This window comes from Planosporangium mesophilum (assembly GCF_016863255.1).
Lineage (GTDB): Bacteria > Actinomycetota > Actinomycetes > Mycobacteriales > Micromonosporaceae > Planosporangium > Planosporangium mesophilum.
This window is the reverse complement of record NZ_BOON01000013.1, coordinates 1-14963: the sequence shown is the minus strand read 5'-3', so window position 1 is coordinate 14963 and position 14963 is coordinate 1. Positions and strand designations below refer to the sequence as shown.

General features: G+C 73.5%; 15 protein-coding genes. 8 read left to right on the top strand and 7 right to left on the bottom strand.

Annotated elements, in window-relative coordinates; translation table 11 throughout:
• Positions 1-60: 60 nt before the first annotated feature.
• The 4 genes from Pme01_RS06995 to Pme01_RS06980 all read right to left on the bottom strand — a co-directional run bounded on the left by Pme01_RS06995 (position 61) and on the right by Pme01_RS06980 (position 4220).
• The gene (locus Pme01_RS06995) at positions 61-1497 is read right to left on the bottom strand and encodes a PP2C family protein-serine/threonine phosphatase (RefSeq protein WP_168114132.1); all 1437 of its coding nucleotides are present in this window, start codon (positions 1495-1497) and stop codon (positions 61-63) included.
• Positions 1498-1589: 92 nt separating this feature from the next.
• Positions 1590-1943, bottom strand: a complete 354-nt coding sequence (locus tag Pme01_RS06990; RefSeq protein ID WP_168114131.1) for an STAS domain-containing protein — start codon at positions 1941-1943, stop codon at positions 1590-1592.
• An 86-nt stretch (positions 1944-2029) separates the two neighbouring features.
• Positions 2030-3766, bottom strand: a complete 1737-nt coding sequence (locus Pme01_RS06985) for an amidase (protein WP_168114130.1) — start codon at positions 3764-3766, stop codon at positions 2030-2032.
• 148 nt (positions 3767-3914) lie between these two features.
• A complete protein-coding gene (locus Pme01_RS06980) occupies positions 3915-4220 on the bottom strand; it encodes an STAS domain-containing protein (protein WP_205863897.1) in 306 nt (101 codons plus the stop codon).
• Positions 4221-4351: 131 nt separating this feature from the next.
• Here Pme01_RS06980 and Pme01_RS06975 point away from each other — a divergent pair, with 131 nt between their 5' ends.
• Positions 4352-5029 carry an HAD family hydrolase gene (locus Pme01_RS06975; RefSeq protein WP_168114128.1) on the top strand — a complete coding sequence of 226 codons (678 nt, stop codon included), beginning with the start codon at positions 4352-4354 and terminating at the stop codon, positions 5027-5029.
• 30 nt (positions 5030-5059) lie between these two features.
• Here the strand turns inward: Pme01_RS06975 and Pme01_RS06970 are convergent, their stop codons facing one another.
• Positions 5060-6394, bottom strand: coding sequence for a tetratricopeptide repeat protein (locus tag Pme01_RS06970; RefSeq protein ID WP_168114127.1), 1335 nt, complete (start codon positions 6392-6394; stop codon positions 5060-5062).
• A gap of 155 nt (positions 6395-6549) precedes the next feature.
• On the opposite strand from Pme01_RS06970, the gene Pme01_RS06965 reads away from it, so the two are divergent.
• A complete protein-coding gene (locus Pme01_RS06965) occupies positions 6550-7143 on the top strand; it encodes a DUF5709 domain-containing protein (protein WP_168114126.1) in 594 nt (197 codons plus the stop codon).
• Between the two features lie 123 nt (positions 7144-7266).
• Here the strand turns inward: Pme01_RS06965 and Pme01_RS06960 are convergent, their stop codons facing one another.
• On the bottom strand, positions 7267-8280 hold the full coding sequence (locus Pme01_RS06960) for an SDR family oxidoreductase (RefSeq protein WP_168114125.1): 1014 nt from the start codon (positions 8278-8280) through the stop codon (positions 7267-7269).
• An 86-nt stretch (positions 8281-8366) separates the two neighbouring features.
• Between Pme01_RS06960 and Pme01_RS06955 the strand changes: the two genes are divergently transcribed.
• From Pme01_RS06955 to Pme01_RS06940, 4 genes are all read left to right on the top strand, one after another.
• Positions 8367-8816: an SRPBCC family protein gene (locus Pme01_RS06955; RefSeq protein WP_239088063.1), complete on the top strand. Its 450-nt coding sequence runs from the start codon at positions 8367-8369 to the stop codon at positions 8814-8816.
• Positions 8817-8865: 49 nt separating this feature from the next.
• On the top strand, positions 8866-9549 hold the full coding sequence (locus Pme01_RS06950) for a response regulator (protein ID WP_168114124.1): 684 nt from the start codon (positions 8866-8868) through the stop codon (positions 9547-9549).
• A gap of 141 nt (positions 9550-9690) precedes the next feature.
• The gene (locus Pme01_RS06945; RefSeq protein WP_168114123.1) at positions 9691-10551 is read left to right on the top strand and encodes a sensor histidine kinase; all 861 of its coding nucleotides are present in this window, start codon (positions 9691-9693) and stop codon (positions 10549-10551) included.
• Positions 10532-11203 (top strand): response regulator transcription factor, encoded by a 672-nt coding sequence (locus tag Pme01_RS06940; protein ID WP_168114122.1) that lies wholly within the window; start codon positions 10532-10534, stop codon positions 11201-11203. Before Pme01_RS06945 ends, Pme01_RS06940 begins: the two co-directional genes overlap by 20 nt.
• On the opposite strand, the gene Pme01_RS06935 is transcribed toward Pme01_RS06940, so the two are convergent.
• Positions 11204-12214 (bottom strand): radical SAM protein, encoded by a 1011-nt coding sequence (locus tag Pme01_RS06935; protein WP_239088062.1) that lies wholly within the window; start codon positions 12212-12214, stop codon positions 11204-11206.
• A gap of 86 nt (positions 12215-12300) precedes the next feature.
• Between Pme01_RS06935 and Pme01_RS06930 the strand changes: the two genes are divergently transcribed.
• A complete protein-coding gene (locus Pme01_RS06930; RefSeq protein WP_168114121.1) occupies positions 12301-13932 on the top strand; it encodes a RecQ family ATP-dependent DNA helicase in 1632 nt (543 codons plus the stop codon).
• 12 nt (positions 13933-13944) lie between these two features.
• Positions 13945-14907 (top strand): TIGR03557 family F420-dependent LLM class oxidoreductase, encoded by a 963-nt coding sequence (locus Pme01_RS06925; protein ID WP_168114120.1) that lies wholly within the window; start codon positions 13945-13947, stop codon positions 14905-14907.
• The last annotated feature ends 56 nt before the right edge of the window (positions 14908-14963 follow it).

The following is a 14963-nucleotide window of genomic DNA, read 5'->3' as shown; positions in this document are numbered from 1 at the left end:
CCCGTCGGCCGACCGGCCAACCGGCCCGGCCGTCCGGGGCCCACCAGGAGCGAGGTGGCGCTAGGAGCGGGCCGCGGCTGCAGCGTCCGCTTCGTCGTCCACCGGCACGATCCCGGCGTCCCGGGCCGGCGTGGCGGACTGCGCGCCGACGGGCTGTGCGTCGGAAGGCTGCGCGCCGGCGGGCTGTGCGTCGGAAGGCTGCGCGTCGGAAGGCCGACCCCCGACGTCCTGCGCCGCCCGGCGCAGCACGAGCAGGCAGACGTCGTCCTCGCGCTGCCCCTCGGCGAGCATCTCGACCGAGACCGTGCCGAGCAGCTCACCGGCCCCGCCGCCGGCCCGCGCGTACGCCTGGCACAGCCGCTCCAGCGCCTCGTCCGGATCGACCGAGCGTTGGTCGACGATCCCGTCGGTGTACCACAGGACCGAGTGCTCGGGGCCCAGGCGCAACCGGTGCTCCGGGTACGGCTCGTCGGAGGGTACGACGCCCAGCAGCAGCCCGCCCTCCACGGTGAGGGTGGTGACCGTACCCCCGCGGCGCAGCAGCGGCGGAGGATGGCCGGCGTTGCTCCACACCAGCTCGTACCGGACCGGGTCGTACACGCCGTAGATCATCGTCACCAGGTCGAGGTCGGGCAGGCGGGCCAGCAGCCGGTTGACCCGCCCCAGGACCGTACCGGGATCCGGGCACTCGGTGGCGTAGGCGCGTACCGCGTTGCGGACCTGCCCCATCACGGTCGCCGCGCGCAGATCGTGACCGGTCACGTCGCCCACGGCGAGCGCCAGCCGGCCGTCGGGCAGCAGGAAGGCGTCGTACCAGTCGCCGCCGATGTCGATCCGCTCGGCCATCGGCAGGTACACCGCCGACAGGTCGACGCCGCCGAGGCGCGGCAGGTCGGCCGGCAGCATGGCGCGCTGGAACATCTGCAGCGCCTGGTGCTCCACCTCCAGATCCGCGCGGGCCTCCTCGGCGTGACGGGCCGAGTCCCGCGCCGCGCGCTCGGCGGCGCGCTGCTCGCTCACGTCGTGGATGGTCCCCCACAGCCGTTCGAGCCGCCCGGAGGTGTCGCGCACCGCCTCCCCGGAGCTGATGACGTCGAGCACCCGGCCGTCCGGGCACACCAGCCGGAACTCGATGGTGAAGGGCTTGTGGTGCACCACCAGGTCGTCGCGGGCCGCCCGTACCCGCGCCGCGTCGTCGCGGTGCACGTACGCGCCCACCGTGGCCAGGTTGCCGGGGATCCCGTCGACGCCGATCATGGCGCTCAACTGGCGGGAGTAGCTGACCTTCCCCGTCTTCGGGTCGTACTCCCAGGTCGCGAAGCCGGCCATGTGCTGCACCCGGTCCAGGGTGAACGCCGCCTCCCCGCCGGCCCGCGGCTGCGGTACAGCCGGCCGCCGCGAGGCCGTCACGGACGACCGGTACGACACGGCCAGGCCCGCCGCCATGCCCAGCCCGAAGGCGGCGAGTGCTCGCCTCGCCGCCCGCCACCTGGGCATCTTGTCCTCCTTGACACGTAGCGTGACTTGACTCGGATGCCGCGGGGCGCCGCTGACGGTTCCCGGGTGGATGTGGCCGGTGGACGGGCGGGTCAGCGGGGCGCGGCCTCCTCACCCTCGGTACGGACCCGGAAGACCCGGTTCAGCCCGGTGATGTGGAGCAGGTGCCGCACCCGCTGGACCGGTGCGTACAACTCCAGACCGCCTCCCGACGCGGCGAGGCGCTTGTGGAAACCGACCAGAACGGCGAGGCCGGTGGAGTCGCAGAATGTTACCTCGGAAAGATCCAGCACCAGCCGGCCGCCGGCCGTGAGGTACGGCGCGGCGGCGGCGCGGAGCTGCTCGGCCGTACTGAGGTCCAGTTCACCGCGGATCCGCAGCACGGTATCGCCGTCCGGGTCGCCGGCCTGCTCGTCGACCAGCAGGAAGGTGCGGGGGGTCGCCATCCAGAACTCCAAAGGCCGGTTTCTGCTCGCTCCCATGATGGCAGTGACGGCCGCTTCCGCCACCCCCCGCCCGGTCCCTCGGCCGACTACCGGGTCGCCATCGCCGGACCGTCCGCGGTCGGGCCGTCGGATCGAGCCGGGCCGTCCGCGGTCGGGCCGTCGGATCGAGCCGGGCCGTCCGGGACAGCCGCGCCACCGGCGGCCGCGCTCGGCAGTGTGGGCAGGTAGCGCGGTGGCCGGCGGACCTGGGTGGCCTGCTCGAACGCGTACGCGTAGGAGATCAGCCGCGGCTCGCTCCACCGGGTACCGAAGAAGGACACGCCGATCGGCAGTTCGCCCCGCGCGTACCCGGCCGGCACGGTGATGTTCGGGTAGCCGGCCACCGCCGCCGGCGTGGACGAGGCGGCGAAGTCGGTGAAGTCGTCACCGCCGCCCAGGTTGGTCACCCAGGCCGGGCTGTTGGTGGGGGCGAGGATCGCGTCCAGCCGGCCGGCCCGCAGGGTGTCGTCGATCGCCGCCCGGGCGCCGTTCGTCGCGGTCGCGCGCAGCGCGCGGTACTGCGGGTCGGACAGGTCGCCGGTGGTCTGCTGCGCCTGCTCGAAGATCTCCTGGCCGAAGTAGCGCAGCTCGGAGTCGGCGTGCTGCCGGTTGAACTCGATCAGCCCGGCGAGGTCGGCCGGGTGGGGCCCCGGCCGCTGGGCCAGGTACGCGTTGAGGTCGTGCTTGAACTCCGTCAGCAGCGCCGGGTACTCCGCGTTGCCGACCTCGTCCAGCCCGGGCAGCGTCACGTCGACCACGGTGGCGCCGAGCTCACGTAGCTTCGCGGCGCTCGCGTCGAGGACGCGGGCCGCGTCCGCGCTGGTACCGGCGGCCTCCCGCCACACGCCGATGCGCTTGCCCCGCAGCGCGTCGCGGTCGAGCGCGCGCAGGTAGTCGCGGCGCGCGTACGGTCCGGCCGGGGCGGTTCCCGGGTCGGCCGGATCCACGCCCTGGATCACCGAGAGCACCGCGGCGGCGTCGGTGACGGTACGGGTCATCGGCCCGGCGGTGTCCTGCTGCGCCGAGATGGGTACCACGCCGCCCCGGCTGACCAGCCCCAGCGTCGGCTTGATCCCGACGACGTTGTTGATCCCGGACGGGCAGACGATCGACCCGTCGGTTTCGGTACCGATGGTCACGGCGGCCAGGGTCGCCGCGGCGGCCACCCCCGATCCGCTGCTGGAGCCGCACGGGTTGCGGTCCAGGACGTACGGGTTGTTGGTCTGCCCGCCGCGGCCGCTCCAGCCGCTGGTCGAGTTGGTGGAGCGGAAGTTGGCCCACTCGGAGAGGTTGGCCTTGCCGAGGATCACGGCGCCGGCGTCGCGCAGGCGGGAGACGAGGTGCGCGTCGCGGGCCGGCGTCGAGGCCGCGAGGGCGTACGAACCGGCGGTGGTGTGCTGCCGGTCGGCCGTGTCGATGTTGTCCTTGAGCAGCACCGGGATGCCATCGAGGGCGGACCGGGCGCCGTGGTGGCGGCGCCGCTCGTCGCTGGCCCGCGCCTCGCGAAGGGCGTCCGGGTTGGTCTCGATCACCGCGTTGAGCTTCGGGTTGAGCTGGCGGATGCGGGCCAGGTAGAACCCGGTCAACGCGACCGAGCCGAAGCGGCGGCCGTCCATCGCCCGCTGCAGGTCGAGCACGGTCGCGCGGTCGAGATCGACGCCGGCCAGCCGGGTGCCGGCGGCCGCGGAGGTCGTCTCCGCGCCGGCTGCGTGGGCGGTCACGCCCGCGGCGCCGAGCAGCGCGAGGGTACTGACGAGGACGACGGGTGAGCGCAGCCGTCGCATGGACACCTCCGGGGCCGGTGGGCAGACCCCGTTGTGTTTAGACCCGTCGATCTCGCTTTCCAACCGGCGTGGCCGACGATTCCGCCTGGTGCGAATTCGGCCGTCAGTACTTGATCTTTAAAGCGATCCGTGATCCGACCCACCCGCGTCAGCCCTGCACGCCGAAGGCCTCGGTCAGGCCCATCATGCGCAACTGCTGGCGTACGAACGGGGGCGGGTTGCGGACCTCGAACGCCGCGCCGACCGAGCGCGCGGTGTTGCGGCCGACGGCGAGCGCGCCGATGCCGGTGGAGTCGATGAACGTCACCTGCATCAGGTCGACGACGACGCGGACCGGGCGGACACTGGTGGCGGTGTCGGCGAGCGCGCCGCGCAACCGCTCCGCGTTGCCCAGATCGATCTCGCCACGCACCTCGATGACCACCGTCCCGTCGGCAAGACGGCGCGTGTTCATCAGCCACTCCGGCACGGTCGCACTCCTAGAATCCGGTAACTCGTCCAGATTTCTACCGTACGGAGCTATCGACGCCCGGACCGGGTCGCCGGAACGTATCACGGCGGCGTCTCCTGGGTACCAGTCGCCGCATGGACCAATCAGCTCGCGGCGTGCTGTTCGACGTCGACGGCACCCTCGTCGACACCAACTATCTCCACGCGGTGTCGTGGTGGGAGGCGCTTCGGCAGGGCGGCCACACCGTACCGACCGCACGCATCCACCGGGCCATCGGGATGGGCTCGGACAAGCTGCTCGACCACCTCCTCGACGCCGACCGCGACCGGGAGGCCGACGACGAGCTGCGCGCCGCGCACCTGACGCTCTACACCACGTACTGGGAACGGCTACGGCCGCTGCCCGGCGCGGCGGAGCTCCTGCGCACCTGCGCCGGCCGGGGCCTGCGGGTCGTCCTCGCCTCGTCGGCGTCGAAGAAGGAGCTGGGGGTGCTGCGGCGGGCGCTGGACGCCGACGACGTCATCTCCGCGGCGACCAGCAAGAGCGACGCCGGCGCGAGCAAGCCCGACCCCGACATCCTCGCCGTCGCGATGGCCGAGTCCGGGCTGTCCGCGGACCGGGCGGTGATGGTCGGCGACTCGGTGTGGGACGTGCTCGCGGCCGAACGGGCCGGCCTCAGGTGCATCGGGCTGACCTGCGGCGGCACCAACGCCGCGGAGCTACGCGAGGCCGGCGCGGTGGAGACGTACGACGATCCGGCGGAGCTGTGCGAGAAGCTGGACCGCTCCGCGATCGCCAAGCTGACGGGCTGAGTCACCCCGTCAGGCGCCCAGTCACCCCGGTCAGGCGCCCGGGGCGCGGCGGGTGCAGGTCGTGGTCGGCTCGGCGACGGCCTCGCCGGGGTAGATCGCGCCGACGATCACGCAGTACTCGGCCCTCGGATCCAGAGCGGTCAGGGTGTACTCCCGGGTGCCGGCCGGCAGGTTCGCGACCACGGCCGGCTCCTTGCCGTCGCGGGCCACCGCGACCACCACCGGCGCCGGCCCGTCGGCGGGGTCGCGCCAGCTCGCGACGAGCGTCGTACCCTCGTCGCGCAGCTCGACCCGGAGCCGCTCGTGACCACTGGGCGGGGCCGGCGCGGGACGGGCGGCCGGTCGCCGCGCCGCTCCCCCGTCGCGCCCGCCGGTGAGCACGGCCACGGTGACGGTGACGGTGACGACCGCGGCCACGATCACCGCGAGCGCGACGGCGAGCAGGACCACGAGGCGCCGCCGCCCGGCCCGGCGCCGGCGGTCCTCGGCGGTGACCGGGGCGGGCAGGTACCGGGCCCCGGCGGGCTGCTCCGGCATCCCGGCAGCCGTCCACAGCTGCACGGGAGGGCGGCCCGGTGGGCCGTCGAGTGGCGCCTGCACTGGAGCCGGCGCCGGCTCCAGCTCCAGCACCGGGGCCATGGCCAGCGCTGGAGCCGGCGCGGGAGCCGGCGCCGGCTCCAGCTCGGCCAGCTCGCGCCGGACCAGACTGGACAGCGGATGCCACGGTTCCAGGGCGGCCTGGCAGCCGGCGCGGGCGATCGTGAGCAGCCGGCGCGCCACGGCGCCGTCCCCGGCGCTGCGGTACATCCGGGCCAGCTCCAGGCCGAACCGGATGGTGTCCGGGTCGGTGATGCCGTACGCCCGGCGCAGCCCCTTGTACGCGGCGTCCAGCTCGGCCCTCGCCCGCCCGGCCTCGGCACTCTCGGGACCGCCGGCCTCGGCGCGGTCGCGGTGCAGCAGGGCGAGGTGCGCCCGCGCGAGGCGGACTGCCCGCCCGGTCGGGCCCTGCTCGCGCAACCGGCCGTCCAGCACCCGCCCGTACAGCTCGGCGGCGGCGGCCAGGTCTCCACGAGCGTGCACGACCGTCGCCAGTACCGTCAGCGCCCGGGCGGTCGCCGGGTGGCGCTCGCCGAACCGCTCCTCGCACTCGGCCGCGAGGGGCCGGGCCACGGCGTACGCCTCGTCGGCCTCGCCGAGGTCGCGCAGTACCTCGGCGAGCATGCGCCGACCGGTCACCATCGGCAGCCGGTCGGCCGGCTCGGGCGACTCGGACAGCAGGGCGGTCAGCACGTCCCGGGCGGCGGCGAACTGCCACCGCTCCCGCAGACGCTCCGCCTCCGCCAGCCCTTCGGCCAGGGTGGCCACCGCGATCACCTCCCCGCGTCGGCCGCCCGCCGAGCCTAGGCGCGCGGATAACGCAGGGGAAGGGTCCGCGTGCGCAAGGTGGCATCCGATCCTGGCAGCGCAAACGGCTACGGAGGCCGAGGTGTCAAGAACCGGTCAATGGGTAGATCGGTGGTATGCGACGTTTGGACAACTACCCCGAACCCGTATCCGACCCGGAGTCCCTGGGCCTGCCGGATGTGGCCGACGACGACCACATCGCGTTCGAGGAGAGCAGGGCCGAGTCACCGCGGGAGGCGGACGGCCCCGACCCGGCGCCCCTGCCCGGTCGCGCGCCGATGGCGATCGACCTGTACGGGGTGACACCCGAGGAGGGCCGCCTGGGCGAGTCGCTGGAGTACAAGCTGGCCCGCGAGGATCCCCTCGAGGAGGGCGCCGGCCTGGCCAGTCCGAGCGAGAGCGCACAGGCCGACCTCGTGGACGACCAGCGGGGCGACAACGTCGACCTCGGCAACGACCAGGTGGACCGGCCCGACGAGGACGCCGGCCTGGCCCAGGAGCCGCCGCTGGACGCCGACGACTCGCCGGTCTCGATGTACGACCGGCCGGGCGTGGTACCCGACGCCGGAAGGCCGATCGGCCGCCTGGTCGAGCCCGACGAGGGCGTGCACGAGGACCGGGAGAAGGACATGGTCGCCTGGGACGCCGGCCCGGACGGCGGCGGCCCGACCGCCGAGGAGATGGCCATCCACGAGGAACCCCCGCGCTGACCGACCCCCTTGATCGTCACAACGTCCCGGCAGTCGTGGCCTCCGACCCCCTTGGCAGGCCACGACTGTCGGGATGTGGTGACGGCCACGTCGCCGCCGCCGACAACCTGTAGCCCAGCCTGATCAGCGTGAGCGCCGCATCATCGTCGCCGCGATGACGCCGGCCGCCACCGTCGCGCCGCCGAGCAGCAGGCCGTGGTGCTGGGACGCCCAGACCTGCGGCGAGCGCGACACCGCCCGGTCGTCGAAATCGCCGTGCGCGCCGTAGTCGACGTCGGCGTCGGCCGGCTCCCACAGGTTCGCCGGCTGGTGCCCGTCACGCACCTGGTCGGTCTGCTGTGACGAGAAGCCGGTCCGGGCGAGGTACCGGTCGAGCAGGCCGGGCGCGACGGCGTTGGCGATCAGCGTCGCGACCGTCGATCCGCCGACCCAGTACTCGCGGCGCTCCGGATGGTCCGCGGCGTACACGACCGCGCCGGCGACGACCTCCGGCTGGTAGATCGGCGGTACCGGCTGGGCGCGCCGGCGTAGCCGCGACAGCACCCAGTCGAACTGCGGCGTGTTCACCGCCGGCAACTGCACCATCGTGGTCCGTACCCGGCTGCCGGTGGCCAGCAGCTCGCAGCGCAGCGCCTCGTTGAAGCCCTGGATGGCGTGCTTGGCACCGCAGTACGCGGTCTGCAGCGGGATACCCCGGTACGCCAGCGCCGACCCGACCTGCACGACGGCCCCCCGGTCGCGGGGCAGCATCCGTGACAGCGCCGCCTTGGTGCCGTACACGTACCCCAGGTAGGAAACCTCGGTGACCCGGGCGAACTCCTCCGGCCCGATCTCGGTGAACGGCGCGAAGACCGACGTGAACGCGTCGTTGACCCAGACGTCGATCGGCCCCAGCTCCGACTCCACACGCTCGGCGGCCTCGTCCACCGCGTCGAAGTCGGCCACGTCCACCGGTACCGCCAGGGCCTTGCCCCCGCGGGCGCGGACCTCGGCGGCCGCCGCTTCGAGCCCCTCCTCCCCGCGGGCGAGCAGCGCCACCCGGGCGCCCCGGCTGCCGTACCGTCGGGCGACGGCCCGGCCCACCCCGCCACTGGCCCCGGTGACCACCACCACCTGATCATGCGCATCGGTACCCATGGCATGGTCTTTCCCACGGCGCGGGGTATCCAATCGGCCGACCTGGCGCGGCGGTTAACGGGGGTCGCGGCGGGCATCGGGTAGCCGTGGCGAGAACGGAGCACACCATCGGTACCACCCCGGACCGGGTCTTCGCGGTCCTCGCAGACGGGTGGACGTACAGCGACTGGGTGGTCGGCACCGCCCACATCCGCGCGGTGGACCGCGACTACCCCGACCCCGGCACGGCCCTGCACCACAAGGTCGGCCCGTGGCCGCTCGCGGTGCGGGACAAGTCCGTGGTCCTCGACCGGGAGCCGGACCGGATGCTGCTGCTGCGGGTCGGGCTCTGGCCGATCGGCGAAGGGGTGGTGCGGCTCATCCTCACTCCGGTCGGCGACGGGGCCACCCGGGTCACGATGATCGAACACTTCCCCGGTGGCCCGATCCGGTGGCTGTACACGCGGATCAACGACCTCGCCATGCACTGGCGCAACAAGGAGTCCCTGCGGCGCCTGGACGATCTCGCGACCCGGCGCGTGCCGGTCAGCCACTGATGGGCGCCCGATGATGCGTACCCCATCGACAGACACCGCACCGTCCGACATGGCGCCGTCCGACATGGCGCCGTCCGACATCGCCGTGCTGGTCGTCGACGACCACGCGCTCTTCACGGAGGCGCTGCGGGCCCGGCTGACCCAGGAGCCCGACCTCGGCCCGGTCTCGGTGGCGTACGGGGCCAGGGAGGCGGCCGAACGGGTCGCCGTGACCCACCCCGACGTCGTCGTCCTCGACGTCGTCCTCGACGACGGCAGCGGGATCGACGTGCTCGACCACCTGCGCGAGGCGTCGCCGACCAGCCGCGTCGTGATGCTGACGGCGGTGGAGTCCGTGGACGACGTGGTGGCGGCGCTCACTCGCGGAGCCAGGGCCTGGCTGCCGAAGACCGTCGACACCGGCCACCTCGTCCGGGTCATCCGTGGCGTGAACCGCGGGGAGGCCTGGCTGGCGCCGGACCTGCTGGGCCGGGTACTGGCCGACCTGGCCGCGCGCACGACGACCCGGCGGTCCACACCGCTCGCCGGCCTGAGTCCCCGCGAACGCGAGGTGCTCCAGTTCATGGTGGACGGTCTGAGCCGTACCGAGATCGCCGCGCGGCTGGGCGTCTCCGGCAACACGGTACGGACGCACCTCCAGCATCTGATCGCGAAGCTCGGGGTTCACTCCACACTGGAGTGCGTCGCCGTGGCGCTCCGCAATGGCCTGCGCGCCTCCGACGCCCTGAACTAGCCGACACCTCCGTGACAGCGGGCGCGGCGGCGGGCGCGGCGCCGGTTTCGGAACAGGGCCAAGGGGTAGCGCGTGGCCCGTCCGGGTCCGCCGCTCGCCGCTCGACGACGGCGACCGATGTGAGAGTACAAAGGGGATGTCGTGGGCGTTTCCGAGTCGACGGGTGGGCTGACCGGTACCGGCGTGTCCACGGTGTGCACCAACACGACGGCCGGGCCGCCGGCCGGACTCCCGGACGTGGCGCGCCCGGGCCGCTCCGCGCCGGTGGCCGGCGGGCTGGCGCACGGGACGGTGTCGCGGTCGCGCGACGTGGAGCCCTCGGCCGACGGCCGCCTGGGCGACCGGGCCCGGCTGCGGCGGCGGCAACTCGGCCACGACATCCGGCACGAGCTCGCCACGATCATCCTGCTCGCGTCGCTGCTGGACTCCGCCGCCGACGTCGGCCCGGAGAGCCGCCGGCGAGCCCGCCAGATCCTCGACGAGACGCGCTGGCTCGAGCAACTGCAGCGGGCGTACGAGGAGACGCTCGGCGGGCTGAACGAGTCCGTGCCGGCCGTCGCCGAGCCGATCCGACTCGACCGGTTCGCCGCCGAGGTGGTCTCGGCGGTCGGGCTGTCCACCTCGACCACGATCCGGTTCCGGGCGGAGGAGACCTGGGCGTACGCCGACCGGCTCGCCTTCTGGCGGGCGCTGCGCAACGTGATCGGCAACGCGGTACGGGCGGCGGGCCCGCACGGCCACGTCGACGTGCGGATCTACCAGTCCGCCGGTTGGACGGTGACCCAGGTGGACGACGACGGACCCGGCTTCGGCGCGGTACCGCCGGGCACCGACTCGCTGGGCCTGAGCATCGTGCGGGAGTTCGCCGTCGCGGCCGGCGGCCAGGTCGAGATCCGCCAGGGCAGCCCCAGCGGCTGCCGGGTCCGGCTGCGGATGCGGGCCGCGCCGCCTGGCGAGGCGCGCCCGGTACCGGGAGAGTGCGATGCGACTGCTGATCTGTGACCAGCAGGTCGTCTTCGCCGAGGCCCTTGCCCACCTGCTCACCGCGGCCGGAGCCGAGGTCGTGGCGGTGACCCACCACCCCGACCGGGCGGTCGCCGTCCTGCGGCGCGAGGCCGTCGAGGTCTGCCTGGTCGATGTGGGCTCCGGACCGGAGAACCGGCTCGCCGACCTGTGCGAGGCCTCCCCCGGCATCCCCGTCGTGCTGCTCACCGGCGAGGTCGACGACGCGACGCTCGCGGCCGCGCGCGCAGCCGGCGTCCGGGGCGTCGCCGACAAGCGACGGTCCCCGGCCGAGATTCTGGACCTGCTGCGACGGGTACGGGCCGGCGAGTCGGTGGTGTGCGTCAACGCCATCGTCCGGGCGCCCGAGCCGCGCACGACCGTCCATCCACGCGGTGACATGCAGCGGCTGGCCGGGTTCCTCACCCCGCGCGAGCGCGAGGTCCTCGGCGCCCTGGTACGCGGCGACGACACGACCAGGCTGGCCCGCTCGCTGGGCATCGCCGCGGCGACCGCACGCTGCCACATCCAGAACGTGCTGACCAAGCTGGGTGCGCACTCCCGGGTGGAGGCGGCGACGAGCGCGGTACGGCACGGCATGGTCAACCCCGAGACCGGCGCCTGGCTGGGCTGCGGCCGGCAGGGCAGTTAGTCAGAACGTCCGCTGGTACAGCGCGCAGCCCTGGCACACGTCGGGCGGGTCGTCGGCCGCCAACCGGCGGCGGAAGTCCCGGTAGCCGGCCGAGTGCCAGATCTCGGCGAAGGTCTGGTCGGTCAGCCGGCCCAGCGACACCCGGTCGTCGCCCATCACCATGCAGCACGGCTGCACCACGCCCTGGCTGGTGATGTACACCGAGTCCCAGGGCCAGGTGCAGCCCGGCCGGCCCGGTTCGGACGGTCCTGCCGACAGTCGCGGCAGCCGCAGTGTCAGCCCGTACGCGTCGGCGGCTGTCCGCGCGGCGGTGAAGACGGTGCGTACCCCGTCCGACACGCCGTCCGTCCACAGTGCCTCGGCGCCGGCGAACTCGCGGATGCCGGCGTAGCGGCCCGCCGGGTCGGTGTCGGAGAAGTCGTGGCTGAGGTTCTGCACCCGAAGCTCGTCGACGCCGATGCCGGCCAGCAGCCGTACCAGGTCGGGCAGCTCGGCGACGTTGCGGCGCATGGCGACGAAGACCGCCCGGATCCACGGGGTCTCACTGCCCGCGGCCCGTTTCGCGGCGACCAGCCCGGCGAGGTTGGCCACGACGGTGTCGAAGGTCGCGCCCCGGCGGATGCTCTCGTAGGTACCGGCGGTGGCGCCGTCCAGGGACACGTGCAGCCAGTCCAGCCCGGCCCCGACCAGTTCGTCGGCGCGGCCACGACTGAGCAGGGTGGCGTTGGAGTTGAAGCCGACCGTCAACCCGCGCCGTTTGGCCCGCCGCACCTGGTCGAGCAGGTACGGCGACAGCAGCGGCTCGCCCAGCCCCTGCATGGTCATCCGGCGCAGCGTCGGCACCCCGTCCAGGACGCGGTCGAACAGCTCCGGCGTCATCGCCCCGGCCAGCTTGTTGACCGGCGGCCGGTAGCTGACCAGGCACATCGTGCAGCGCAGGTTGCAGGCGGACGTGATCTCGACCTGCAACTCGGTAGGCAGCGGCGGAGCCTCCGGCCACGCCCGGGCCACGGATACCACGGCTCCCGGGTACCCTGCGCCACCCCACCCAACCGCGATGGTTTGCCAATGCGGCGTACGGGTACGGCGCAGGTTCGATGGACGTGACAGCTCAACTGCGCGCCGCGGCGCGCGAGCGCTTCGGCTGGGAAGAACTGCGCCCGGAGCAGGAGACCGCGATGCGGGCCCTGATGGCCGGCCGTGACGCGCTGGTGGTGGCGCCCACCGGCGGCGGGAAGTCCGCGATCTACCAGGTACCGGCGACCCTGCTCGCCGGCCCGACCGTCGTGGTCTCACCGCTGCTCGCGCTGCAGCACGACCAGATCGCCGGGCTCGCCGACCGCGACGACGCCGCCCTGGCCGCCGTCCGCCTCAGCTCCGCGGAGAGCGCGTCCGCACAGCGCGCCGCCGTCGAGGCACTGCACTCCGGGCGCGTCGAGTACGTGTTCGTGACCCCCGAACAGCTCGCCGACCCGGAGAAACTGGCGGCCATCCGCGAGGCCCGGCCCAGCCTGGTCGCCGTCGACGAGGCGCACTGCATCTCCGCCTGGGGCTACGACTTCCGCCCCGACTACCTTCAGCTCGGGCGGGCGGTCCGCGACCTGGGGCACCCGCCGGTCGTCGCGCTGACCGCGACCGCCTCCCCACCCGTACGCGAGGACATCCTCAGCCGGTTGGGCATGCGCGACCCGGAGGTGGTGATCTCCGACCTGGACCGGCCGAACATCCTCCTGGAGGCGGTCCAGTGCGTCGACGAGGAGCAGCGCCGGCAGCGCCTGCTCGGCCGGCTGCGGGAGTCGCAACCACCGGGAATCGTGTACGTGTCGACCCGTCGCGCCGCCGAGGAGCTGGCGGCATGGCTGACCGACACGGGGATCGAAGCCGCCGCGTACCACGGTGGGATGTCGGCGCGCGAGCGTACCCGCCGCCACGAGGCGTTCCTCGCCGACGAGGTACCCGTCATGGTGGCGACCAGCGCCTTCGGCATGGGCATCGACAAGCCGAACATCCGCTGGGTCAACCACGTCTCGCTGCCCGACTCCCCCGACAGCTACTTCCAGGAGATCGGCCGGGCCGGCCGGGACGGCGAACCGGCACAGGCCCTGCTGCTGTTCCGCACCGAGGACACCGGCCTGCGCAAGTTCTTCACCGGGGGCATCCCGGCCGTCGACGGCCTGTCCCGGCTCGCGGAGGCGCTGCGCATCGGCCCGGCGACGCGGACCGCGCTGCGGGAGAAGACCGGGCTGGGCCCCCGCAAGCTCGGCGAGCACCTGTCCCTGCTGGAGGAGGTCGGCGCGGCGGTGGCCGGCCGGGGCGGGAAGTGGCGGGCCGCGGCGTACGCGCCGGGCCCGGCCGAGGCCGCCGAGGCAGCAGTCGAGCAGGCGGAGCGGCGGCAGACCGTACAGCGTTCGCGCCTGGACATGATGCGCAACCTGGCCGAGACGCTGAGCTGTCGGGGCCAGGCCCTGCTCGCCTACTTCGGCCAGCACCTGGACCAGCCGTGCGGGCACTGCGACAACTGCCTGTCGGGCGCGGCGGACGAGGTCGAGGCGGCTCGCGACGAGGGCCCCTACCCGGTGAACGGCCGGGTGGCCCATCCGGAGTGGGGCGACGGGACCGTCCTGCGTTACTCCGGCGATCAGATGACGGTGCTCTTCGACGACCTCGGGTACAAGACCCTGTCGGTCCCGGTCGTCGAGGAGCAGGGACTACTGACGGAGCTGGGATAAGGGAGGATCTTCGTGGCCAGCTACGGCTACACCCTGATGTGCGAGCAGGCCGGACCGACCCAACTGGTCAACGACGCGATCCGGGCCGAGCGCGCCGGTTTCGACTTCGCGGTCATCTCCGACCACTACTACCCCTGGCTGGAGGAGCAGGGTCATTCACCGTACGCGTGGTCGGTCCTGGGCGCGGTGGCGTACGAGACGTCCCGGATGGAGCTGATGTCCTTCGTGACCTCGCCGATCCGGCGCTACCACCCGGCGGTGGTCGCGCAGAAGGCCGCCACGATCGGCGTCATGTCCGGCGGCCGGTTCACGCTCGGCCTGGGCGCCGGCGAGAACCTCAACGAGCACGTCGTGGGGGCCTGGCCGCACGTGGCCCAGCGCCACGACATGCTGGTGGAGGCGCTCGACATCATCCGGCCGCTGCTGGCCGGCGAGACCATCCACCACGGCGGGGAGTACTTCGAGGCGCCCGAGGCCAAGCTCTGGGACCTCCCCGAGGAGCGCGTCCCGATCGGCATCGCGGTCTCCGGCCCGTCGTCCTGCGAGATCGCCGGCGAGTTCGCCGACGTCATGATCGCTGTGGAGCCCAAGCGGGAGCTGTGCGAGATGTTCGACGCCGCGGGCGGCTCCGGCAAGCCACGGTACGGGCAGGTCGCGGTCTGCTACGGCCCGGACGAGGCGCAGTGCCGCAAGATCGCACACGAGCAGTTCCGCTGGTTCGGCCTCGGCTGGCCGGTCAACGCCGAGCTGCCCAACCCCCGATCCTTCGCCCATGCCAGCGCCTCCGTCAGCGAGGAGGAGGTCGCGGAGGCGATCCCCTGCGGCCCCGATCTCGACAAGCACGTCGAGGCGGTCCGCACATTCGTGGACGCCGGGTTCACCCACGTCGCCGTGGTCCAGGTCGGCGCCGAGGGCCAGGGCGCGTTCCTCGACTTCGCCGAGCGCGAGCTCCTGCCGGCCCTGCGGGGAAGCTGACCGTCACTGATCACCCCATCGACAGCGGAAGGCCGCGACCTCCGGTCGCGGCCTTC

Bases quoted from the DNA above. Each gene is read 5' to 3' on its own strand.
- Pme01_RS06940 (WP_168114122.1), top strand. From the start codon at position 10,532: ATGCGACTGCTGATCTGTGACCAGCAGGTCGTCTTCGCCGAGGCCCTT.
- Pme01_RS06995 (WP_168114132.1), bottom strand. From the start codon at position 1,497: ATGCCCAGGTGGCGGGCGGCGAGGCGAGCACTCGCCGCCTTCGGGCTG.
- Pme01_RS06960 (WP_168114125.1), bottom strand. From the start codon at position 8,280: ATGGGTACCGATGCGCATGATCAGGTGGTGGTGGTCACCGGGGCCAGT.
- Pme01_RS06965 (WP_168114126.1), top strand. From the start codon at position 6,550: ATGCGACGTTTGGACAACTACCCCGAACCCGTATCCGACCCGGAGTCC.
- Pme01_RS06950 (WP_168114124.1), top strand. From the start codon at position 8,866: ATGGCGCCGTCCGACATGGCGCCGTCCGACATCGCCGTGCTGGTCGTC.
- Pme01_RS06930 (WP_168114121.1), top strand. From the start codon at position 12,301: ATGGACGTGACAGCTCAACTGCGCGCCGCGGCGCGCGAGCGCTTCGGC.
- Pme01_RS06990 (WP_168114131.1), bottom strand. From the start codon at position 1,943: ATGGCGACCCCCCGCACCTTCCTGCTGGTCGACGAGCAGGCCGGCGAC.
- Pme01_RS06985 (WP_168114130.1), bottom strand. From the start codon at position 3,766: ATGCGACGGCTGCGCTCACCCGTCGTCCTCGTCAGTACCCTCGCGCTG.
- Pme01_RS06975 (WP_168114128.1), top strand. From the start codon at position 4,352: ATGGACCAATCAGCTCGCGGCGTGCTGTTCGACGTCGACGGCACCCTC.
- Pme01_RS06980 (WP_205863897.1), bottom strand. From the start codon at position 4,220: ATGAACACGCGCCGTCTTGCCGACGGGACGGTGGTCATCGAGGTGCGT.